We start from the raw sequence: 23,139 nt of genomic DNA, 5'->3' as shown, positions 1-23,139 counted from the left end.
GAATTTCCGCCAGCATTACAGAAACAAATAGACGCTTAATCGCAAGCATAGTTTAGAGAAATTCTTTAAATCGTGCGGCGAGCCGGGGAACCAAACGTGTTCCTGGGGTGAGTTTCCCACAAGGGTTCTCTCGCAGAGAGAGAAGGAGTGGGGATAGGGGCCTTCCGCTCCGAACCCGACAGCTAACTCGGTCAGCAAACAGGAAGAATTTGGAGTTTCATCAGTGGGTAAGCACCGTCGCAACAATTCAAACGCAACTCGCAAGGCTGTAGCAGCATCTGCAGTTGCGCTTGGAGCAACCGCAGCTATCGCCTCCCCAGCACAGGCAGCTGAGGTTGTTGTTCCTGGCACCGGAATCAGCGTTGACATCGCTGGCATCGAGACCACTCCAGGTCTTAACAACGTTCCAGGAATCGATCAGTGGATCCCTTCCCTTAGCAGCCAGGCAGCTCCTACTGCTTACGCAGCCGTCATTGATGCACCTGCAGCACAGGCTGCACCTGCAGCAAGCACCGGTCAGGCAATCGTTGATGCAGCGCGCACCAAGATTGGTTCCCCATACGGTTGGGGTGCTACCGGTCCTAACGCTTTCGACTGCTCCGGCCTTACCTCATGGGCATACAGCCAGGTTGGCAAGTCCATCCCACGTACCTCCCAGGCTCAGGCTGCACAGGGCACCCCTGTTGCTTACTCTGACCTTCAGGCTGGCGACATCGTTGCGTTCTACTCCGGCGCTACCCACGTTGGTATCTACTCCGGCCACGGCACCGTTATCCACGCACTGAACAGCAGCACCCCTCTGTCTGAGCACTCCTTGGATTACATGCCATTCCACTCTGCAGTTCGTTTCTAATCTGCATAAAGTCTTAAGCTTTTGAAGCAAGCCGCACTCCTTGAAAAAGTTGAGAGCGGCTTGCTTCTTTTCCTTGGCTAGGCTTTTGTAATCGGGTTAGAGTAGTGGAGTTGCTTGAATGAGGTTGATAGGGGATTTTTGAAGATGTTTGGTCGCCGTTGGGTGAGCGTTGTGGCGTCATGTGTTATCGCAAGCACGCTGATTCTGGTGCCTTCGCATTCCGGTGCGGAGGAAGTCGATCAACTGATTGCTGATATCGAGCATGTCTCTCAGGAAACGTCTGCCCAGAATGAGGAAGTCAAACAGCTTGAGATTGATATTGAGGCTCGTGAGGTCACGATCAAGGAAGTTCAGGAGCAGTCGGTAAGCTACCGTGAGGCGGCTGATCAAGCATCGGAGAATGTCGAAGCTTATCGTTCGGAGATCAATCGGATCGCTCAGGCGAAGTATCGTGGCACAGTCACGGATCCTTTGAGCATTGCGGTGTCTGCAGAAGATCCACAAAACGTGATTGATCGGATGAGCTACCTTTCAACGTTGACTAAGTCCACTAGTGATGTGGTTGAATCCCTCAACGCGGAGACTGAGAAGTCCGCAGAAGCTGTGTATCAAGCAAACCGTACTAAGGCGGAAGCGGAGTTCCAGTTGGGGCAGCTGAAGGTACGCCAGGCGGAGCTTGAATCTGAAAAGGAAGCATTGGATGGTCGAAAATCGGAGATCCGAGACCGGGTGGATGCCCTGACGCCACAGGAGCGGGAAATGTGGGTTGCTAAGAATGGTCCATTGGACATTGATCTGACTGATTTGCTTGGTCTTTCCGCTGCGACTTCGGGTGCGGTGGATGCTGCCTTGTCTAAGTTGGGAAGCCCTTATGGTTGGGGTGGCATTGGCCCAAATGAGTTTGATTGCTCAGGTTTGATCTATTGGGCGTATCAGCAGATGGGTAAGACTTTGCCACGTACGTCTCAAGCTCAGATGGCTGGCGGAACGCCGGTGAGCAGAGATGAGCTGCAGCCTGGCGATGTCATTGGATATTACCCAGGTGCTACTCACGTGGGACTGTATATTGGGGACGGAAAGATTGTGCACGCCTCAGACTACGGAATCCCTGTGCAGGTGGTATCTGTTGATTCAGCACCGTTTTATGGTGCGCGTCGCTACTAAGAAATAGTTCGTCAGGAGAATCTTTGTGTCTGCATCCCGAAAAACTCTCGTTGTGACCAATGATTTTCCTCCACGGATCGGCGGAATCCAAAGCTATTTGAGGGATTTCATCGCTACTCAAGATCCTGAGTCGATCGTGGTGTTTGCGTCGACTCAAAACGCTGAGGAAGCGCATGCCTACGACAAGACTTTGGACTATGAGGTCATTAGGTGGCCTCGTTCGGTGATGCTGCCCACCCCAACAACGGCACACGCTATGGCGGAGATCATTCGTGAGCGAGAGATCGATAATGTGTGGTTCGGTGCTGCGGCTCCGTTGGCGTTGATGGCAGGCACAGCGAAGCAGGCAGGTGCGAGCAAGGTTATTGCCTCCACTCATGGGCATGAGGTGGGGTGGTCAATGCTTCCTGGATCGAGACAATCGTTGCGCAAAATCGGCACTGAGGTGGACGTGCTGACTTATATCTCGCAGTACACGCTGCGCAGATTCAAAAGTGCTTTTGGATCGCACCCGACTTTTGAACATTTGCCTTCCGGCGTGGACGTTAAGAGATTCACTCCGGCCACGCCAGAGGACAAAAGCGCAACAAGGAAAAAGCTAGGATTCACGGACACCACCCCGGTTATTGCCTGTAACTCGCGTTTAGTGCCGAGGAAAGGCCAGGACTCGCTGATCAAGGCGATGCCACAGGTGATTGCGGCGCGCCCAGATGCGCAGTTGCTCATTGTGGGCAGTGGGCGATACGAGTCGACTTTGCGGCGCCTTGCCACTGACGTGAGCCAGAACGTGAAATTCCTTGGGCGCCTTGAATATCAAGATATGATCAACACGCTTGCCGCCGCAGATATTTTCGCGATGCCAGCGCGCACCCGCGGTGGCGGACTTGATGTTGAAGGCTTGGGCATTGTCTATCTCGAGGCACAAGCCTGCGGAGTGCCGGTGATAGCCGGCACCTCTGGCGGCGCGCCAGAGACGGTGACTCCGGCAACTGGCCTGGTTGTGGAGGGGTCGGACGTCGATAAGCTGTCTGAGCTTTTAATTGAGCTTCTCGACGATCCGATCCGCCGCGCCGCGATGGGCGCTGCAGGTAGGGCGCATGTGGAGGCCGAATGGTCGTGGGAAATCATGGGGGAGCGGTTGACCAATATTTTGCAGAGTGAACCACGATGATGGTTGGACAGCTGTTGATAGCTATACTTTGAAAGATTAAATTCACCTAAATCCTGTGTAGAACGCGAGGGGCACTCTTATGCCACAAAAACCGGCCAGTTTCGCGGTGGGCTTTGACATCGGCGGCACCAACATGCGAGCCGGGCTTGTCGACGAATCCGGGCGCATCGTGACCAGTTTGTCGGCGCCGTCGCCGCGCACGACGCAGGCAATGGAACAGGGGATTTTTGATCTAGTCGAACAGCTCAAGGCCGAATACCCGGTTGGTGCTGTGGGACTTGCCGTCGCGGGATTTTTGGATCCTGAGTGCGAGGTTGTTCGATTTGCCCCGCACCTTCCTTGGCGCGATGAGCCAGTGCGTGAAAAGTTGGAAAACCTTTTGGGCCTGCCTGTTCGTTTGGAACATGATGCCAACTCAGCAGCGTGGGGTGAGCATCGTTTTGGTGCAGCTCAAGGCGCTGACAACTGGGTTTTGTTGGCACTCGGCACTGGAATTGGTGCAGCGCTGATTGAAAAAGGCGAAATTTACCGTGGTGCATATGGCACGGCACCAGAATTTGGTCATTTGCGTGTTGTTCGTGGCGGACGCGCATGTGCGTGTGGCAAAGAAGGCTGCCTGGAGCGTTACTGTTCCGGTACTGCCTTGGTTTACACTGCGCGTGAATTGGCTTCGCATGGCTCATTCCGCAACAGCGGGCTGTTTGACAAGATCAAAGCCGATCCGAATTCCATCAATGGAAAAACGATCACTGCGGCAGCGCGCCAAGAAGACCCACTTGCTCTCGCCGTTCTGGAAGATTTCAGCGAGTGGCTGGGCGAAACTTTGGCGATCATTGCTGATGTCCTTGACCCAGGCATGATCATCATTGGTGGCGGACTGTCCAATGCTGCCGACCTTTATTTGGATCGCTCGGTCAACCACTATTCCACCCGCATCGTCGGCGCAGGATATCGCCCTTTGGCACGCGTTGCCACAGCTCAGTTGGGTGCGGATGCTGGCATGATCGGTGTCGCTGATCTAGCTCGACGCTCTGTAGTGGAAGCCAACTAGGTGTTTTTCGGTGGGCTGCGATGACGCATGTCCACCAAAAGAGCCACCCCTTAAAGAAATTAAAAAGTGGTTTTGGTAGCTTCGCAGCAAAATACACATCGTGGGTAACGTATTCTTAGAAGTTCCTACAGCAGTAAAGCGCGAAGAAGGGGTAAACCCAAACATCATGAAAAACAACTGGTATCGGCTTTTCAAGTATGTGCTAATTGGCCCGTTTTTGCGTGTGTACAACCGCCCGGAGATCGAAGGCAAAGAAAACATCCCTGCAGAAGGTGCCGCGATCATGGCGTCCAACCACGAAGCAGTGATGGATTCCTTTTATTTTCCCCTGCTGTGCCCACGGCAGCTGACCTTCCCAGCGAAGGCCGAATACTTCACATCACCAGGTATTAAAGGCAAGATGCAGAAGTGGTTTTTTACTTCTGTGGGGCAAGTACCCCTGGACCGCACCGCAGATAATGCCATGGATTCTTTGATGAATACCGCCAAAATGGTGCTGGATCGGGGAGACCTCTTCGGTATTTACCCTGAAGGATCTCGTTCGCCCGATGGTCGCATCTACAAGGGCAAAACCGGAATGGCCTATGTTGCGATGGAAACTGGTACGACAGTTATCCCCGTTGCCATGATTGGCAGCCGGGACGCGAACCCTATCGGAAGTTGGTTTCCGAAACCCGCAAAAGTCAGGATCAAGGTAGGAAGCCCAATTGATCCCCTCGCATTCGTCAAAGAACATGGGTTGAAGCCTGGAACCTACGAAGCAGCGCGCAAGCTGACAGATCACGTTATGTTCATTCTTGCTGATCTCACTGGTCAGCCGTATGTTGATGCGTACTCTAAAGATGTGAAAAACGCTCTGGAGGAAGGAAAAGGATACCCGGAGGGCACAGCTCCTTCACAGTAATCGGGTCTTTTCTGTTAAAAACCTTGGGGTTTTTGTGTGAGTCTTTTCGTATTCGGGTGGCAGAACGGTATGGTTGTACCGGTTAGGCTTCAAGATTTAACTAATTGTTAATCTTTTTGGCATACATCGAGTCGGACGGTTGCGCTGCGAAATGAGCGCATCGTCTTTTTTAGGAGTTGTCCGCCACCGTGAAAACTGGAAACTTAAACCCAGCCCCACAGCAGGTGACGGCTCCCCAGAACAAGGCTCGTATGGATTGGCCAGACATCGCCAAGGGAATATCCATCCTAGGTGTCGTGTTACTACACGTGTCGTTGGCAATTCCAGGTGGCCAGGACACCATGATGTCCCACCTGAACGCACTGCTTGATCCACTTCGGATGCCATTATTTTTTATGGTGAGTGGATTTTTTGCAGTTAAAGTTCTGAATCAAAGCTTTGGTGAACTTTTCCGCGGGCGACTGTGGTTCTACCTGGTTCCATATTTGCTGTGGACTCCAGTGAATCTTTATCTACACCGCCTCGAGGGCACAGTTTTTACCGGTAGAGCACCGGGAACATGGGAATGGTACAGCGGCTCGATGCTCTCGGCCACCAATATGTACTGGTTCCTCTACTTCTTGGTCATCTTCAACCTATTTTTATGGGCAACGAGAAAACTCCCAGCTTGGGCAATTGTGGCGTTGGTGGCCTCACTGTGGCTACTTATGCCGGCTTATAGCGAGATTGAGATTCTACGCAAGTCCATTATTTACTTGCCTACATTCCTCATTGGCGCTTACTTCCGCCCACTGATTTCGCGTTTTGCAGAAGCCGCAACAAGGCCAAAAGCAATAGTGTTTGCAGCGGTCCTTTATGTCTCGGGACTTGCTTTGGGCGTGATCTCAAATGGGCTGCGCGACAGCGAAAACCATGGCGCAAGCGTGCTGTGGCTGATGAACCTCCGCGATACTTTTGCTCATGCACTCGGCGGCAACCTCACTGGATTCGATATGGATCACCTTCCTGGAATGATCATTCGGATTGTTTCCCTGCCTGCAGGAATTGTGTTGTGCGTATGGCTTGGCCGAATAAAGCCAGTAGGGGAGTTTTTGAAACTTATTGGTAGGCACACCCTTCCCATCTACATTGGGCATGCAACAGGACTATCGCTGATTTTTGGTTTCGGCTTGCGCTGGAATTTCATGGAGATTGATAACTTCTCTGACAGTTTGTGGCACCACACCAATACGTGGATGGTCATCGCGTTTGCCTGCGCGATGCTCGGCGGGTACCTGACCTATCTGATCTCGCGAGTTCCAGTGCTGGGATGGACTCTTGTTCCCCCTAAACTGCCAGAACCAGATAAAACTCCAGCTAAAGCACAAGCTGATTCTCACGTTAAAGCTCAGTCTGCGAAGCCTATGAATGCTTCTACCTCTTCTAAGACGTACGGTATATAACTGAAGCATAACCTGTGTGATTCTGCTTGTCAGCCTTCTAACCTACAAGCCTTTTGCTTTCGAGCGTGGAATCATCCAGAGCATTAGAGCACCGCTGCCTTTTGAAGAATTAGTTAAACAGTAAAGGATCTATTTTCCCCGTGAATAAGTTCATGCGTATCCGACTTCTCATTGTTGCAATCCTGATTGTGCTTTATGTGATTGTTGCAGCGTTGGACTTATCGCGGGAGATCGTCGCACCGTTCATCATTGTCGGTGTCGCGGCCGCTGTGTTTGTCCCACGGGGTTCAAAAAAGAAGCAGTCTGCTGACAAAGAATAGGCCTTCTGCACGCTGCTGAAATCTTGAAAGCTGGGAAACGTCAAAACCTCTGACACATTTGATGTCAGAGGTTTTCTCATTGGAATCTTGCGCAGCCCTAGCTATTCGTAGAAGCTTCCTGTTGATTGGCTTGATCCGGAACTTCCTGCAAGGAACTCTCGGACGCTGCTGCCTTCACTTGATCCGGAGCTTCCCGCCACACTACCGATCACGGTGCCAAGACTCACATCAGACGACAGCTCAGAAGAAGACTCACTAGAGGACACACCGTTAGGGTTATAAACCGGGATCGGACCACCATCAAGCCCGAAGCCCTGCATCATCAACGGGAAGAAACGGTGCAGTGCCTCATTCCAATAGTCCCAAGCATGAGTACCGGTTGGTCGGAAATCATAGTTAATGTTGTCAATGCCCATTTGATCAGTCGCAGCCTTAAGATTATGGGTGCAGGTGTTGGACATAGCTTCGATTTCAAATCCGACCAGAACGCGGTTTTTAAACGCATCCTCATCAATCGGTGCGTTGTCACCAATGACATCTAGTTCAGAGAACACACCGGAACCGGCGAAGATGTAGAGGTTGTCTTGTTCTTCGAGCTTCGCAGCGTTGAGCAAAGGATCGTTATAGCGGGAGTAATCACTGTCTACTTCACCAAAGATTTGCTCAGGCACGACATTGCCGTTGTAGGCGGTGGCTGCGATGCCACGGCGTCCCATCCAGGAGTTGGTTTCGGCACATCCAGAAAATGAGCCGACCGAGGAGTAAAAGTTGGGGTCATGCGTCGCAAAGTTCAGCACTGATCCCCCGGACATGGACATGCCGACGATGCTGCGTTGCCCGTCTGCGCCGATGGCCGCTTCTAGCGGCTCTGGCAGTTCGTGCATGAGGAATGTTTCCCACTGTTGCGCACCACCCATGGATTCGCTTTCGCCTGCCCAGTCAGCGTAGAAACTAAAAGATCCGAGCATCGGCATGATGAGGTTGATGTTGTTGTCACTGGTTAATTCCTCAAGGTCGGTGCGGGTGACCCAGTTCTGGCCGCCTTGTCCACCGTCACCGCCGCCGAGTGCGTAGACCGTTGGGCCAGGCACGGTGTTGTCTTCTGGAACAACCCAGACTAGAGGAATGGTGCGTCCCATTGATGGCGAGTACGCGTTGATTTGGCGGATGCGATCACCGTCAACGCCGACGAATCGCTCAAGGCGCGCAAGAACTTCTGGCTCCATGTCGATGGTTGCCTTGGGCAGGTCGTCTTTGCCGAGGGGGTAGCGCGGATCGGTGTACTGCGGGAGCGCGGAGGTCACGACGCCGGATGAGGCGGTGGCATCTGATGAGCCCCAGCTGGTCAATTTACTTCCGAAGTAGGGAAGATTGGACAATCCTTCGGGACGATCCTTGATGTCATCGATCGGGTTGTAGTTCATGTTTGGATCCATACCGTAGTCAAATGCAGAGTCTTGAGCTGCTGCGATGCCGGTGCCTGTCAGTACAGTTCCGAATCCGATTGAACTAGCAACCGCTACCGAGAGGACGCGGGAAATTCCTTTACGCACTGTTAACTCTTCCTTTGAATGCATAGTTTTAAACAGGCACTTTAACGGATTTGAACGTGTTTGGAACTTATCCCATCCGCTATGAGGCTGTCGGACTGTAAGGCTTACTTGGTGTTTTCCGCGCTTGACTTGTCGACCTGCACGAGCTGACTTGTTTTAGGTGTGGTTGCAGCACAGGCAATAAATGCTCCGAGGATTATAGCTGCCGGTGCTACCGCCATTGGTTCAACGAGTAAATACCATCCAAAGTGGGCGACGTACCCTTCTGGTGCTGGATCATTAAGTGGGAATACCGTGGAGTAGGACAGGTGTTGCGGAGTCCATGAGACTAGGTAGATAAATCCGATGAGGTAGGAAATTGCCACGCGTCCTTGACGAAGCAACACTGCGATCAGTGGAAGAAGTAGCACGAGGTGGTGGAGTTCCACTATGGGGAGCACCAAGGTTGGTAGTGCGATGCTCAGTGCAGCGGAGAGGTCCTTGAATCCATGTGACCAGGTGCGGTGGATTGCCCAGGCACCAAGTCCTAGGGCGACGATGAACCATACGAACATCATGACTGGGGATTCGCTGACCCACCTGGCAAGGAAAGCATAGAAGGACAAATTGTCCCGACCATCGCGCCCGCTGAACCATTGACGCAGCAGGTTGAGGTTGAAGGCGTCTGGATTGAGCAGAATTCCTAAGATCCACAGCACAGCTGCGGTGACAGTGGTTGTGATTGTTGCTGCATAACGTCGGTGAATGAGGAATCCGATAACAATCAGAATTGGCCATCCAAACAGGGCTGCTGCAAGTCCTGTGAGCAGCCCGCGGCGGCCAATCTCTCTGACACTCAACACATCAACAGTGATCAATGCGAGTGCAACGAGAGTCAGCGAACCAAACTGCAAGGCATCCTGCACTGAGAACATCATCAGCGCAACAGCCACGGTGCTGAGATAAATCAGCCAGGAGCTCTTCTTCCCAGCAAAACGCTGAAGGAGGAACCACAGGGTAATAGCCAATGCGATGGCGTTGAGGGCGCCGATTATCCAGAGGGAAACAAGCTGGTTGGAGGAAGCCGCGAATTCAAAAATAAGCTCGCCGAAGTCAGTGAGACCGCGACCTTCCATAGTCTGCAGTGGGTACTGAATGAGCGCTTTGTTTTGATTGTTTCCCTTAAACCAAATATTGGCAAAGAGGTAGAAAATGGCAATCGCTAAAACAACAAGCAACGCAGGGGAGGACTTCTTCTCTGCCTGGCCTGAAACAGCTTTATTGCCACTGCCCAAAACTGTTGGATTCACAATCGCGACGATCAAAATAGCGATGACCACTACTACATACGCGTTGCCCGACGGCTGCAGAATCAATGGCCAAAATGGGTAAGACTCTGAATCGTATGGCATGTTCCAAAATGTTGTGATGAACATCGGAATCGTGGTCAGAAGCGCCAAGACTCCAGCCGTCGCGGCAATTCCTGGAGCAGTCCGCCGCTGGTTCCACGCACTTGCCCCCAAACCAATAGCGATTGGAATCAGCCATACCCAGTGGTGAGACCATGAAACAGGGGAGCACAGCAGAGCAATCAACGAGTTGAGCATGACGGCGCCGTACGGGTTGCCGGCGCGTACCACGCGCCACATGGCGACGGCGACAGCGGCAAGGCACAAGACAACTGCCACAAGCCAAAGCTTTTCGACGAGATCCTGCTGTTCATGCATCATTCGGCTGAGCGTTCCACGCACAGATTGGTTAGCAATATAAGATAGGTTGCCGATGCGAGAAGGGTCGTTGAGTGTTTCAGTCCAGTAAATCTTGGAACTTGAAGGTGAGAGGATAAACGCCAAGGCGGAAAAACCTACGCCAGAAGCAATTGCTACTCCAGCGCCCTTCCAGTCCTTCTTCACTAGGAAGTAAAGGCCAAAGACTGCGGGGGTCAGCTTGATGGATGCCGCCAAACCAATCCAAAAACCACGTGGCAACCAGGGCTTTTTGGTGAAGGTATCCATGAGAACCAGCGCCATCAAAATGATGTTGACCTGGCCAAACTGCAGGGTCTGGAATACAGGTTCCGTGGACAATGCCATAGGCAGAATCAAATAGGACACAAACCTGGAATCAGCATCCGTGAGACCCTTGAGCACTCGGCGCAAGACGATAGCTACGCTCCACCACAGCAACACCGTGGAAATAAGCGTTAATGCTATTCCGGCTACACTGCTTGCAAGGATTGCAAGTGGAACAAACAGCGCAGCAGAAATCGGTGGGTACGTGAAGGGAAGTTGAATGCTACCAACTTGGTAGTCCTGGGTATACAGATTCTCGCCATGCAAGAATGCATTAGCACCGGCGCGGTACACGTCAGTATCAATATGGAAGAAGAAAACAAAAGACTCGATGGCCCGAACATTGAAAATTGAAGGCCATAAAGTCAAGAGTAGAGCGATGGTAGAAAGCACTAACAGTGCTTTTCTCAGCGTCTGATTTGTAGCCATATCGCGCCATTGGAATTGACTGAGATTTCCCTCAGTGCCATCCACAAGTTTTTCACCGTGCATGAAAAATAGTGTATCCGTATCCAGCGGTTTTTAAGGAACTGAGCTGTGCACCTTGTGACCTTTTGTGACACTGCTCAATGCTTTACGGCTACGATGAACAACAAACCGACGTTTTCGACGCTGTGAAGGACTAATTGCTAGTGCGTTATTTTTACGATACTGAGTTCATTGAAGATGGGCGCACGATCGAATTGGTCTCTATTGGAATCGTCGCAGAAGACGGTCGCGAGTATTACGCAGTTAGCACACAGTTTGATTCCTCCAAGGCGAACGCTTGGGTGCGCGCCAACGTGTTGGACAAATTGCCTAATCCTTCCTCCAAAGTGTGGAAATCTGCAGACACTATAAAGCGCGAAGTTTATGAGTTTCTCACCTCCACCGGACCAACCCCTGAACTGTGGGCCTGGGTGGGCGCATATGACCACGTGTTGTTGGCACAAATGTGGGGCGATATGGCGGGGCTTCCTCGGGAGATCCCTCGTTTTACCCGCGAGCTTCGCCAGTATTGGGACATGGCTGGCCGCCCAACGCTGCCAGAGCTGCCGAACGGCAACCACGATGCGTTGATTGATGCGCGTCATAATTTAGCCAAGTTCAAAGTGTGCATGGCAGCGCTGCCTTTGGGTAAAAGGGATCGCGTCTCTTAGTCGATCTGCTCCCATTCCATAGGTTGGGAGAAAACTTAACTGTTATTCCATTCCTTAAAACACCGATATCGTGCTATGAATAGGGGTGTGAGTTGGACAGTTGATATCCCTAAAGAAGTTCTCCCTGATTTGCCACCATTGCCAGAAGGCATGCAGCAGCAGTTCGAGGACACCATTTCCCGTGACGCTAAGCAGCAACCTACGTGGGATCGTGCACAGGCAGAAAACGTGCGCAAGATCCTTGAGTCGGTTCCTCCAATCGTTGTTGCCCCTGAGGTACTTGAGCTGAAGCAGAAGCTTGCTGATGTTGCCAACGGTAAGGCCTTCCTCTTGCAGGGTGGTGACTGTGCGGAAACTTTCGAGTCAAACACTGAGCCGCACATTCGCGCCAACGTAAAGACTCTGCTGCAGATGGCAGTTGTTTTGACCTACGGTGCATCCACTCCTGTGATCAAGATGGCTCGTATTGCTGGTCAGTACGCAAAGCCTCGCTCTTCTGATCTGGATGGAAATGGTCTGCCAAACTACCGTGGCGATATCGTCAACGGTGTGGAGGCAACCCCAGAGGCTCGTCGCCACGATCCTGCCCGCATGATCCGTGCTTACGCTAACGCTTCTGCTGCGATGAACTTGGTGCGCGCGCTCACCAGCTCTGGCACCGCTGATCTTTACCGTCTCAGCGAGTGGAACCGCGAGTTCGTTGCGAACTCCCCAGCTGGTGCACGCTACGAGGCTCTTGCTCGTGAGATCGACTCCGGTCTGCGCTTCATGGAAGCATGTGGCGTGTCCGATGAGTCCCTGCGTGCTGCAGATATCTACTGCTCCCACGAGGCTTTGCTGGTGGATTACGAGCGTTCCATGCTGCGTCTTGCAACCGATGAGGAAGGCAACGAGGAACTTTACGATCTTTCAGCTCACCAGCTGTGGATCGGCGAGCGCACCCGTGGCATGGATGATTTCCATGTGAACTTCGCATCCATGATCTCTAACCCAATCGGCATCAAGATTGGTCCTGGTATCACCCCTGAAGAGGCTGTTGCATACGCTGACAAGCTCGATCCGAACTTCGAGCCTGGCCGTTTGACCATCGTTGCTCGCATGGGCCACGACAAGGTTCGCTCCGTACTTCCTGGTGTTATCCAGGCTGTTGAGGCATCCGGACACAAGGTTATTTGGCAGTCCGATCCGATGCACGGCAACACTTTCACCGCATCCAATGGCTACAAGACCCGTCACTTCGACAAGGTTATCGATGAGGTCCAGGGCTTCTTCGAGGTCCACCGCGCATTGGGCACCCACCCAGGCGGAATCCACATTGAGTTCACTGGTGAAGATGTCACCGAGTGCCTCGGTGGCGCTGAAGACATCACCGATGTTGATCTGCCAGGCCGCTACGAGTCCGCATGCGATCCTCGCCTGAACACTCAGCAGTCTTTGGAGTTGGCTTTCCTCGTTGCAGAAATGCTGCGTAACTAAGCTTTTAGACCAACTCTAAAAATAGGTGTGGGGGCTGACAACAATTGTTGTCAGCCCCCACACCTTTATCTATTTGGATATTTTGGGAAATGCTTTCAGCCCAAGACCCAAGGTGATCATGAGCCCGATGGAGAGCCACGTCCAGTCAGAGATGAGTAGTTTCTCCCAGAAATTCAGTTCGAAGACGTTGACGCCATCGCGGCCAAACCACCATTTTGGTGGCAGCATCAGCAGCATGACGCTCAAGATAACTCCGCTCCACAACAAGAACTTCGGGTGAGAGCGGTGCTGGCGGTATCGAACGAAGAACACCACAGCCCACAGCGGTAGCCACACCCAGTGGTGAGACCATGAGATGGGGGAGATAAGTAGCATGAGCATGGCGTTAACCATGACTGCCTCAACGTGCAATCCTCTGGAGAAGAGTTGGTGCATTAGGTAGGCAACGGCCGCCACAGCAATCAGGGACAGTACGATCCACAAGATGGTGGGCAGTGAGGATGCTTCGGCATCTGCCTTTGAGGTCCACCAGCGATACAGCATGGCCTGAATCGAGCTGTTGGATTGGAACGTGGTGTCTACGCCTGAATCGCCTTCAGCACTTAAGTTGAGAAGGGTTGAAGAGAAGAACTCTTTGGTGTTTTCCCATGCGAGCACAGCACCGATAGCAGTGAAGGCAAGTAGTGAGATCACCGCATTGATGATTCCGCGGAAATCCTTCTTCACCAGGAAATACAACAGCATGGCCAGCGGAGTGATTTTGATGGCGGCTGCAAGGCCAATCAGGACACCTCGGGGGATTCTGCGCTTAATCGGAAGCAGGTCCATGACAACCAAAGCCATGATCAAAATGTTGATTTGGCCCAAGTCAGCGTTCAAAAACACTGGCTCTGCAAAGAGAGCGATCGGCCAGGAAATCGCAGCGATGGTGAAGGCCAACAGCTTGTCTCGACCGCTAAGAACAGCGTTGGTGACAAGATACAGGCACAGTAATAACAGCAGGGATGAGCCTATGACAACAAGGTTTCCCGCAAGTTCAACTGTGATGAAATCAAAGTACCCCCAAGGCGCAAACAGGATGGCACCAATCGGTGGGTAGATAAAGGGTAGTGAAATATCACCCATATCAAACGGCTGCGCGTACAGTGATTCCCCGTTGACCAGCGCTAACGCGCCTTCGCGGTAAACTGCGGCATCGATGCGCCAGTTGTAGCGTTCGATGAGAATCTTGTTGGCTATCAGCCCCGCTGCAATGCCAAGAACTGAAAGCAGCCCCAGCAGATCTTTAATACCTACAGTGATGGAGAGTGAAGGATTAGGAGCCTCCTTCTGGGATGCGGAGTCAGACGCGGCAGCATGTGCTGTCTGGGGGTTCGTCAAAACCAGGAGTCCTTTTCTTAAACATGAAAACACCGTTCGTGTTTAGACAAAGTTTTAATCTTAAATCATGGAGATGTGATACTCCTGATCGATTAGTGGGAAAGCTCTGTTTTTTGGGGCATTTTCCCACAACTAAATACGGCAGTAACCACTGCGGAGAAGATCAAATAATGTGCTGCGAGGACATGCATCCACCACGGCCAGGTGAGCTCCATATTGTTTTCTGAGGGTAGGAAATTGTGGAATGATCCGAATGTCACGGCGAATGCGCCCCATAGAGCCAGCCAGCGGTGTTGAGTTAGCCAGAGAGCGACGATTAACGGACCAAGCCACACCCAGTGGTGGTACCAACTGACGGGGGAGCACAACAGTGCAACGAGCGACACGAGGGAAACAGCCAGCAGACGATTGTGCGCGGAGAGATCCGTCCGCAGGATTCGGTAAGCAGCAACTGCGACTGCGATGATCACTAGCGCCACAGCAACAAGCCACATGATAGATGCTGCGGAACCAAGTTCGGGGAGTCGTTCCAAAACCGCACGGATGGAGACATTGCGTGCGAAGTGGAGGTCGCCGATGCGTTCTGCGGTAAACAGCACGTCGGTGAAATATTGGATGCTAATGGATGGTCGGAAAATAATTGCAAGCCCGGATGCCCCGAGGAAGCCACCAATCATTCCAAACAGTCCGCGTGGTGATTTAGTCACGACCCACAGGATGAGGAAATACAGCCCGAACACTAGTGGGGTTAGTTTGATCGCAGCGGCAATGCCGGTGAGTACGCCGAGTGGCACGTATTTGAGCACGCCTGAATGGCGCGTGCTGCGGGGGAGGGCGACGTCGAAAAGCGTTAAAGCCATGAGCATGACGTTTATTTGCCCAATATTGAGTGTGAAATACACCGGCGCGGACACGAGCAGGGCTGCGAATGCGACGAATTCCCACACACGATCGCGCACGCCGGCCAGGCGGAGCAGGAAAACTGCCACAGCGTAGGTGGTGAGCAGCGTGATTAGCGCGAAGACACGTTCGGTGACGAGAAGACCAAAGAGGTCATGAATCCACCACAATGGGGTGAACACCAACGCACCGAAAGGGGGATAGGTGAACGGCAAGTTGTCGAAAGTGGTGTCATACCTGATGTCGTAGAGATCATCGGCGAGCCAAAACTCGCGCGCACCCTGCCAGTACACCTCTACATCAACGGGAAGACGCAGCCCCAGCGGCCAGGTGAGTGGCCAGGCGAACCAATGGGTCAGGAGTACGCCTAGCACCGTCAAAATGGCCAGGATGAGAGCAGGTTTTCGCCATTGCTGCAACGAGGGAACCACTAAAACGCCCTTACTGTAACTTCTCCCCCTACCGAGACTTCGCTGCGTGCACGAGGGGTTTGACTATAAATTCGATCGTTGTCGTCCGCATCAGTTGTCAGCGTTAAACCGGCTTCTTCCAGAATGCTTCGAGCATCGCTAACCTTACGTCCAACCACGCTTGGAACTTGAATCTCCCCAGCTAACCCGAGGCTGACCTGCGGATGCGCTGGATCAACGCGGCTGCCGGATTCAGGCTCGACGGTCACGACGGCGTCAGCGGAGCTCGCCGCCTCACCAGGAATAATGCTTGTCGACGCCACGACCAATCCTTCTTCCGCAAGCGCCGCGGTGGCTTCGTCCTTGGTCATACCCACCACATCCGGTACCGAAATAGCATTGGACACCTGCAGCACAACAGAGGTTCCGCGCTTGACCTCAGTAGATACCTTGGGCGAAGTCCCGTAGACATCACCATTTGGTGTCTCAGCATCAAAGCCTTCTTCAGTACGCTCGACGCTCAAACCTGCGCGCTCCAACACACGTGTTGCCTGATCCACTCCCATGCCAGAGACATCAGGAATCTCAACCGGGGCGGGGCCTCGGCTCAAATGGATCTGCACGGTTTCACCAACATCAAGCTGCGTGCCTGACGACGGTGTAAAAGAAACTACTTGTCCTTCTGGAACATCGTCAGAATATTCACCTGGGCCATCAACCCAGACGAACGTGCGCTGTTCCAACTCTTCACGAACGGTGCTTAAGGATCGATCCTCGCTAAGATCCGGCACCACGGGACGCCCTTGAGAGACGAGGACAGAAACATCCTCGCCGCGAGGAAGGCGCTCACCAAAAGAAGGTTCAGTCCCAATAATCGAACCAGTGGGAACCTCATTGTCATACTGAGGTTCAGCCACTGCCACGAAACCAGCTTCCTCTACAACAGCTACTGCCTGGACCTCATCCATGCCCAACACCTGCGGAATCTCACCGTAACGGCCTGAACCGAACCACCAACCGCCAACAGCAACAGCAGCGATCACTGCGACCACGAAAATTGACCACAACGTCAGCTTCAATTTGGAACGATTGCTGACGGTATTAATTTCTGGCTCATCGGCGCGCGCAAGCTCTTGATCTTGAATATTCAGCGCTGTGTCCGGAGGTGGCTCCGGGGCGAAATCAGGTTCCGGAGGTTGCAGCGGATTCTGCGCCATATTTTGTGCCATGTTTTGCGCAGGCAGAATCGACGTCTCATTTGCTGAGGCCACCGGAATGATCGCAGTGTGATCAGGCTCAGGAGTCTTGGGGATATGGGTGGTAAACATATCAGTTGGCTGAGCATCCGGGACCTGGGCATTAGCCCTATTGGCTGCGGAATTAACCGGCACAGGGACCCGGAAAGCCGGCAAGCTCAACTCTGTTGCGACATCTTCCAGTGCGGACAAAAACTCTCCAGAATCATCGAAACGATCCTCAGGATTAATGGAGGTAGCTGTCGCGACAAGCTCATCGATGAGGGAGGGGACGCCGTCGATAAGCGAACTCGGTGCCGGCACGACTTCCGTAAGGCGGGCGTATGCATGGTCGAGATCATCCTCGCCCGAAAAAGGCGTGGTGCCTGTGAGCAGCTCAAAGAGCACAATGCCTGCCGAATACACGTCGCTGGCCGGCCCGATCTCACCGCCCTCAACCTGCTCAGGGGAAAGATAAGCCACCGTGCCCACAATCTGATTGTCCTGAGACTGGCCGGCGTGAGCCGCTCGAACCAAGCCGAAATCAGACAGTTTCACCTGGTGATCACTATTGATCAACACGTTGTCAGGCTTGATATCCCGGTGCACCATGCCCGCCCGGTGGGCAGCCGCGAGACCCGTGAGCACCCCACGCATAACGCCCACAGCAGCATGCGGGGGCATAGGTCCCCGCTCAGCCAGCAACTCACGCAAGGTGCCACCAGTGATTAACTCCATCACCAGATACACCAAACCGTCAGTAGCGGAAAAATCATACACATTGACCAAATTTGGATGATTTAGCTGCGCCATTGACCGAGCTTCCCTACGGAAACGCTGCCGGAAAATGGGATCATCAACGAAATCTTCTTCCATGACTTTAAGCGCCATGGAACGTCCTAAACGAAGATCAAGGCACCTGTACACGGTAGACATACCACCCCGGGCAATCGGAGTTTCAATCCGATACCTGTCCTCTAAAACGTCACCGACCTTCAAGTTTGCCATGCGTTCCAGTATGTCGGAAGGTACACAAAAAGTGGTAGTGACATCCTGTTTTCAAAGGTCAAGAAGGTGCTTTCATTCCCGGCACGCGCAGAAATACCCTAAAGATTCTCCATTAGAGCTCGAACCAGCTAAATTAAGACTGTGAGTTCCAACAATGAATCTTCCTTCGCCCTGCCCGACAATGAACCATTGCTGACCCTTCCGGAGACAGCCGAGCGCCTCGGCGTTGTTGTCACCAAGGTGATGGATCTGGTCAATGAACACAAATTGATCGTGGTCCGGCGCGACGGTATTCGCTACATTCCAGAAGCTTTCCTGAGCACCAAGAAGGAAAACACCAACCGTTTCATCCCTGGAGTTATTGCCTTGCTTGCCGACGGTGGCTTCAGCGACGAGGAAATCCTCGCGTTCCTGTTTACCGAAGACGAGACCCTTCCTGGTCGCCCCATCGATGCACTTCATGGCCAGTTGGCTCGTGAAGTTATGCGACGCGCTCAAGCAATGGCGTTCTAAGCGCTTTCTAAAAGATCTAAAAAACCGCCATCCCATTTTGTTAGTGGGGTGGCGGTTTACCTTATGCAACTAGGAAACGGTATGCGGGGAGGGTTTCTCCGTGGCCGTTGTTGCAGGGTCAGTGTCATCAAAGATCACCACGGTGGCAAGCCACGCGATAATTGCTGCGATGATCACCGTAACGATGTTGTACAGCTGGTGGTTTCCACTTCCGGTAAACATCAGCGCGATAAACACCGAAGCACCCGCTGCGAAGCGAATCAACCACATCGGTGGTTTAAATGTGCCGAGCAAAGAGATCAAGCTGGCGTAGTACCACGGCAAGGTCACAGAATTGAACACAAAAGCCACGGCATAAGCCGCTGCTGTACCAGTGACCGCCCTGCGTTCGTTCTGGCGGAACAGCCACCAACATACGACCAACCCGCCAAGCATGATCAGCATGGAGATTGAGCGCACAACATTAACCACTGCGTTGTAGTCGAAATCGTCAACGAACACTTCAGCCACCATGGTGATCACACTGGCCACCAAAGAAGGGAAAGCCAGCGGGTTGATTACCTTGCTGTTGCCACTGATCTCACTGATCCAGCCCCACGAAGCGCCAGACGCCCAAGTGATCGCACTGACAACAACACCAGTGACAGCAACACCTGCAGCTCCAGTGGCAAAGAACGCGGGGACCTGTTGCTTAAGGGTAGGGGAGTCTTTGCCCTTTTTGGTGGCTAAGAATCCTGCGAAATGATGCATGCCGATCCACACCACAAAAGGAAGTGCAATCGCCGCTGTAGCTTTCAGCGACACAGCCACTGCAATGAGTGCCACACCTGCCACGAAACGCTTCTTCAGTGCTAGCAACAAGCCGACGCTGACCAATCCCACCATGAGGGATTCATTGTGCATGCCGCCGATCATGTGGATGATCATCACAGGATTGGCCACACCAATCCACAATGCAATTGCTGGGTTGGCTCCAAAATGTTGTGCAATGCGGACAATGCTCCAGCCTGTCACAGCAAGGCCAATGATCGACAAGATCTTGTAAGCGACGACGCCCAAGGTGACATTATCGCCCACAACCGTGGTGATCATGTCTCCAATCCACAGGTGTAGTGGACCATACGGCGTCGTGGTGTTGCGCCAATCATGAGAGACCTCAAGCAACATGGGGCCAGGGTTTACCGCAGCGCCCTCAGTGTAGGGATCGAAGCCATCACGCAGCATCGCGCCCTGCATGAGATAGGAATAAACATCACGCGACATCATTGGTGCCGCAAAAATGAGGGGCACCACCATGGCATACAACGTGCGCTTTACAAGACCTAAGTCAGCAGCGTCTGCGGTGTCATCAGCGACTTTTTTCTTGAACAACCGACGTCCAAGGTGAACCCACGCGCCAATCAGCAGCAGCTGCCCAACCCACAACACGGTATTGGAAATACCCTGCGCGTGGCCAAAAGCAAGGAAGTTAAGCCCCAACGCATCGAGCACTCCGCCACGGTACCGAATGGCACCGCCACCGAAAGAGCCGAGCAGAAGCAAAACACCTGCTAGGCCGCCGAGCACTACAGGGTTGGTTAAACGTTGAAAAAGTGTCATACGCGTCTACTACATCCGACGTTCGGTTGAGCGGATAGCCAGTGCCCGCAACTGTGCGCGCACCTCATCGGGGATGTCTACATCATCGAGGTGAGCCAAACCGGATTCAGTCAGCTGGGAAATTCGCTGCTCAACTTCTTCTTCAGCACCAGTAGCTCGAATATGCTCTGTAATGACAGCAATATCTTCTGGTGAAGTCACCTTTCCAACACCTGCGCGAATGGCCGTTGCAGCTTCAGGAGATTGCTTATCAGCGCGTTGTAGAGCGAGCGCAAGAAGAACAGTGCGCTTGCCTTCACGGATATCGTCTCCAGCTGGTTTGCCGGTGATAGCGGGATCCCCAAACACACCAAGCAGATCATCCCTCAACTGGAATGCAATGCCGATGTCGTGGCCGTAGTGGAGGAGCGCGTCGATAAGCTGCGGCGAACCGCCAGCAATGGAGGCGCCCAGGTGCAATGGGCGCGCAATCGTGTAAGCGGCCGTTTTGAAGCGGTTGACAGAATCCGCAAGCTCCACCGACTCGTTGGCGTGCGACTCTAGATAAATATCAAGCAGCTGGCCGCCAATAACCTCAGTACGCATGCCACGCCAAGCATCCCTCGTGCGGGCCAATGCCTCTGCACTCAAACCGGAATCCTGCAGCATGTCTTCTGCCCACACCAATGCCATATCGCCAGCCAAAATCGAGACTGAAACGCCAAAGTGCTCGGGATCGCCTTCGAAATTATTGGCGCGGTGATCAGCTTCCACAGCCCGGTGAACTGTGGGGGCTCCGCGCCGGGTATCAGAAGAATCGATAATATCGTCATGAATCAAGGCACAAGCCTGGATGAATTCGAGACTCGCTGCGGCGTCAAGGACGGACTCAAGTTTTTCAGAAGAATTCTTATGGCCTTGCGCCGCCAGGAAACCAGCCCACGCATAAAGAGGACGGATTCGCTTTCCTCCATTGAGCACGAAACTGCGAAGATGGGCCACAGCATCTGTGACAGGAGCGCCGATATCAGCAATTGTTAGCTCTTGAGCATCGAGGAACTGCGTCAAACGATCTCGCACGACCTCCGGAAATTTGTCGAGGTCAAGGTCATGGGCATCGAAACTGCTCAAGGAGACGTCCTTCAATCGAATAGGGGGATGCGGGCTGAATTTTGGTGGAGGTGAATAAATGCCAGAGGCAGTCCCAACAAAACACTCTCATCACACTAAGATACCCAGGCATGTCCCTAACGAACATCCCAGCCTCATCTCAATGGGCAATTAGCGACGTTTTGAAGCGTCCTTCACCCGGCCGAGTACCTTTTTCTGTCGAGTTTATGCCACCCCGCGACGATGCAGCTGAAGAGCGTCTTTACCGCGCAGCAGAGGTCTTCCATGACCTCGGTGCATCGTTTGTCTCCGTGACTTATGGTGCTGGCGGATCAACCCGTGAGAGAACCTCACGTATTGCTCGACGATTAGCGAAACAACCGTTGACCACTCTGGTGCACCTGACCCTGGTTAACCACACTCGCGAAGAGATGAAGGCAATTCTTCGGGAATACCTAGAGCTGGGATTAACAAACCTGTTGGCGCTTCGAGGAGATCCGCCTGGAGACCCATTAGGCGATTGGGTGAGCACCGATGGAGGACTGAACTATGCCTCTGAGCTCATCGATCTTATTAAGTCCACTCCTGAGTTCCGGGAATTCGACCTCGGTATCGCCTCCTTCCCCGAAGGGCATTTCCGGGCGAAAACTCTAGAAGAAGACACCAAATACACTCTGGCGAAGCTGCGTGGAGGGGCAGAGTACTCCATCACGCAGATGTTCTTTGATGTGGAAGACTACCTGCGACTTCGTGATCGCCTTGTCGCTGCAGACCCCATTCATGGTGCGAAGCCAATCATTCCTGGCATCATGCCCATTACGAGCCTGCGGTCTGTGCGTCGACAGGTCGAACTCTCTGGTGCTCAATTGCCGAGCCAACTAGAAGAATCACTTGTTCGAGCTGCAAACGGCAATGAAGAAGCGAACAAAGACGAGATCCGCAAGGTGGGCATTGAATATTCCACCAATATGGCAGAGCGACTCATTGCCGAAGGTGCGGAAGATCTGCACTTCATGACGCTTAACTTCACCCGTGCAACCCAAGAAGTGTTGTACAACCTTGGCATGGCGCCTGCTTGGGGAGCAGAGCACGGCCAAGACGCGGTGCGTTAAGCCCTCTTAGGAATCATGAAGGGGGAGGGCGGTGATCAATACGGCAAACGGCCGTTGATCCCCGTCAAACCTAAACTGCCTGAGCAAGTCAGTGAAGCCGAGAGAGCGATACAGGCTAAACGCATGGTTCGCCTCATCGTCGACCTCGGGTGTAGACAAAATGGCAAAAGTGTTTTGTTTGTCTTTTAACAGTTCATGCATCAGCTTTCGGCCAATGCCGTGACCTTGGAAGCCAGGCTGAACATGAACTTCCGCAACCTCAAAGTAGTTGTGGATGATATGGATTTCCTCTTCCGTCGGGCCTCCTTGTTGTCGGAGTCCCCGGCGTAATTGGTGTTGCCACCAATGATCTGGGCTGCCATTGAAGCCATAGGCCACGCCCACGACCTGATCATCCATCAGCGCTGCCACTGCTGTGAATCCGGGGTTCTGGGAGTTTCTCCGCCAGACTTCGATCCGGGTATCCCTGATTGCTTTGTCATAGTTCATCGCTGCGATGTAGATATCCACCAACACTGGGGTGTTGGTGGTGAACTCGGGGATACTCAATTTACGAATGATCGGTGACACGCTCCCCATCAAACCAGAAGTGGTGATGTGAGTTGGGTGTTCCGCAGAAATCTATGCAGGAATCGGCCGAACTGAAGTAGTTTACACCCCAAAATCCATTATTCAAATATGTGTTCGAATAATCGATTTTGATGTCCACCCCTGTCCATATAGTGAGGGCTAACAAAAGAAACGAAGGTTTCTAGGCCTTCAAAGCTAG

Annotated in this window: 19 protein-coding genes and 1 riboswitch; of the genes, 11 read left to right on the top strand and 8 right to left on the bottom strand. The window is 52.8% G+C overall.

From position 1 onward, the window contains the following. Positions 1 to 22: 22 nt before the first annotated feature. Positions 23 to 211: riboswitch (cyclic di-AMP (ydaO/yuaA leader) on the top strand. A 12-nt stretch (positions 212 to 223) separates the two neighbouring features. From CGL_RS10865 to CGL_RS10835, 7 genes are all read left to right on the top strand, one after another. Next, positions 224 to 853, top strand: a complete 630-nt coding sequence (locus CGL_RS10865; protein WP_011014945.1) for a C40 family peptidase — start codon at positions 224 to 226, stop codon at positions 851 to 853. Positions 854 to 997: 144 nt separating this feature from the next. Next, on the top strand, positions 998 to 2,017 hold the full coding sequence (locus CGL_RS10860) for an NlpC/P60 family protein (protein ID WP_011265894.1): 1,020 nt from the start codon (positions 998 to 1,000) through the stop codon (positions 2,015 to 2,017). Between the two features lie 25 nt (positions 2,018 to 2,042). Continuing rightward, positions 2,043 to 3,188 carry a GDP-mannose-dependent monoacylated alpha-(1-6)-phosphatidylinositol monomannoside mannosyltransferase gene (gene pimB, locus CGL_RS10855; protein ID WP_011014943.1) on the top strand — a complete coding sequence of 382 codons (1,146 nt, stop codon included), beginning with the start codon at positions 2,043 to 2,045 and terminating at the stop codon, positions 3,186 to 3,188. Between the two features lie 79 nt (positions 3,189 to 3,267). Beyond that, the gene (locus CGL_RS10850; RefSeq protein ID WP_011014942.1) at positions 3,268 to 4,239 is read left to right on the top strand and encodes an ROK family glucokinase; all 972 of its coding nucleotides are present in this window, start codon (positions 3,268 to 3,270) and stop codon (positions 4,237 to 4,239) included. 166 nt (positions 4,240 to 4,405) lie between these two features. Beyond that, complete coding sequence (locus tag CGL_RS10845) at positions 4,406 to 5,143, top strand: lysophospholipid acyltransferase family protein (RefSeq protein WP_011014941.1); 738 nt, start codon at positions 4,406 to 4,408, stop codon at positions 5,141 to 5,143. Positions 5,144 to 5,331: 188 nt separating this feature from the next. Next, complete coding sequence (locus CGL_RS10840; protein ID WP_011014940.1) at positions 5,332 to 6,585, top strand: acyltransferase family protein; 1,254 nt, start codon at positions 5,332 to 5,334, stop codon at positions 6,583 to 6,585. A 140-nt stretch (positions 6,586 to 6,725) separates the two neighbouring features. Further along, positions 6,726 to 6,905: a hypothetical protein gene (locus tag CGL_RS10835; RefSeq protein WP_011014939.1), complete on the top strand. Its 180-nt coding sequence runs from the start codon at positions 6,726 to 6,728 to the stop codon at positions 6,903 to 6,905. A gap of 101 nt (positions 6,906 to 7,006) precedes the next feature. Here the strand turns inward: CGL_RS10835 and CGL_RS10830 are convergent, their stop codons facing one another. Both CGL_RS10830 and mptC read right to left on the bottom strand, forming a co-directional pair. Continuing rightward, entirely contained in the window at positions 7,007 to 8,458 is a 1,452-nt protein-coding gene (locus CGL_RS10830; RefSeq protein WP_011014938.1) for an alpha/beta hydrolase, read from the bottom strand. A 104-nt stretch (positions 8,459 to 8,562) separates the two neighbouring features. Continuing rightward, complete coding sequence (gene mptC, locus CGL_RS10825) at positions 8,563 to 11,001, bottom strand: alpha-(1-2)-mannopyranosyltransferase MptC (protein ID WP_011014937.1); 2,439 nt, start codon at positions 10,999 to 11,001, stop codon at positions 8,563 to 8,565. A 140-nt stretch (positions 11,002 to 11,141) separates the two neighbouring features. Here mptC and CGL_RS10820 point away from each other — a divergent pair, with 140 nt between their 5' ends. Both CGL_RS10820 and CGL_RS10815 read left to right on the top strand, forming a co-directional pair. Then, the gene (locus CGL_RS10820) at positions 11,142 to 11,648 is read left to right on the top strand and encodes a polyadenylate-specific 3'-exoribonuclease AS (protein WP_003856583.1); all 507 of its coding nucleotides are present in this window, start codon (positions 11,142 to 11,144) and stop codon (positions 11,646 to 11,648) included. A gap of 87 nt (positions 11,649 to 11,735) precedes the next feature. Then, a complete protein-coding gene (locus tag CGL_RS10815) occupies positions 11,736 to 13,124 on the top strand; it encodes a class II 3-deoxy-7-phosphoheptulonate synthase (RefSeq protein ID WP_003856581.1) in 1,389 nt (462 codons plus the stop codon). Positions 13,125 to 13,193: 69 nt separating this feature from the next. Here CGL_RS10815 and mptD read toward each other — a convergent pair whose 3' ends face one another. The 3 genes from mptD to pknB form a co-directional block, all read right to left on the bottom strand. Then, complete coding sequence (gene mptD, locus CGL_RS10810) at positions 13,194 to 14,504, bottom strand: alpha-(1-2)-mannopyranosyltransferase MptD (RefSeq protein WP_011014935.1); 1,311 nt, start codon at positions 14,502 to 14,504, stop codon at positions 13,194 to 13,196. Positions 14,505 to 14,596: 92 nt separating this feature from the next. Next, on the bottom strand, positions 14,597 to 15,835 hold the full coding sequence (locus CGL_RS10805) for a glycosyltransferase 87 family protein (RefSeq protein ID WP_011014934.1): 1,239 nt from the start codon (positions 15,833 to 15,835) through the stop codon (positions 14,597 to 14,599). Then, complete coding sequence (gene pknB / locus CGL_RS10800) at positions 15,835 to 18,057, bottom strand: Stk1 family PASTA domain-containing Ser/Thr kinase (protein WP_011014933.1); 2,223 nt, start codon at positions 18,055 to 18,057, stop codon at positions 15,835 to 15,837. The genes CGL_RS10805 and pknB overlap by 1 nt, the downstream gene beginning before the upstream one ends. A gap of 141 nt (positions 18,058 to 18,198) precedes the next feature. On the opposite strand from pknB, the gene CGL_RS10795 reads away from it, so the two are divergent. Beyond that, positions 18,199 to 18,570 carry an Rv2175c family DNA-binding protein gene (locus CGL_RS10795; protein WP_003856558.1) on the top strand — a complete coding sequence of 124 codons (372 nt, stop codon included), beginning with the start codon at positions 18,199 to 18,201 and terminating at the stop codon, positions 18,568 to 18,570. Between the two features lie 69 nt (positions 18,571 to 18,639). Here the strand turns inward: CGL_RS10795 and CGL_RS10790 are convergent, their stop codons facing one another. Continuing rightward, entirely contained in the window at positions 18,640 to 20,169 is a 1,530-nt protein-coding gene (locus CGL_RS10790) for an alpha-(1->6)-mannopyranosyltransferase A (protein WP_011014932.1), read from the bottom strand. Positions 20,170 to 20,178: 9 nt separating this feature from the next. After that, entirely contained in the window at positions 20,179 to 21,279 is a 1,101-nt protein-coding gene (idsA, locus tag CGL_RS10785; protein WP_011265892.1) for a geranylgeranyl pyrophosphate synthase IdsA, read from the bottom strand. Between the two features lie 110 nt (positions 21,280 to 21,389). Here idsA and metF point away from each other — a divergent pair, with 110 nt between their 5' ends. Further along, positions 21,390 to 22,370 carry a methylenetetrahydrofolate reductase [NAD(P)H] gene (gene metF, locus CGL_RS10780; RefSeq protein ID WP_011014930.1) on the top strand — a complete coding sequence of 327 codons (981 nt, stop codon included), beginning with the start codon at positions 21,390 to 21,392 and terminating at the stop codon, positions 22,368 to 22,370. Between the two features lie 6 nt (positions 22,371 to 22,376). Here metF and CGL_RS10775 read toward each other — a convergent pair whose 3' ends face one another. Next, positions 22,377 to 22,940: a GNAT family N-acetyltransferase gene (locus tag CGL_RS10775; RefSeq protein ID WP_003856553.1), complete on the bottom strand. Its 564-nt coding sequence runs from the start codon at positions 22,938 to 22,940 to the stop codon at positions 22,377 to 22,379. Between the last annotated feature and the right edge of the window lie 199 nt (positions 22,941 to 23,139).

Source organism: Corynebacterium glutamicum ATCC 13032, from assembly GCF_000011325.1.
GTDB classification, from domain to species: Bacteria; Actinomycetota; Actinomycetes; order Mycobacteriales; family Mycobacteriaceae; genus Corynebacterium; species Corynebacterium glutamicum.
Note: the sequence above shows the minus strand (reverse complement) of the source record. Positions and strands in the feature narration are given on the sequence as shown.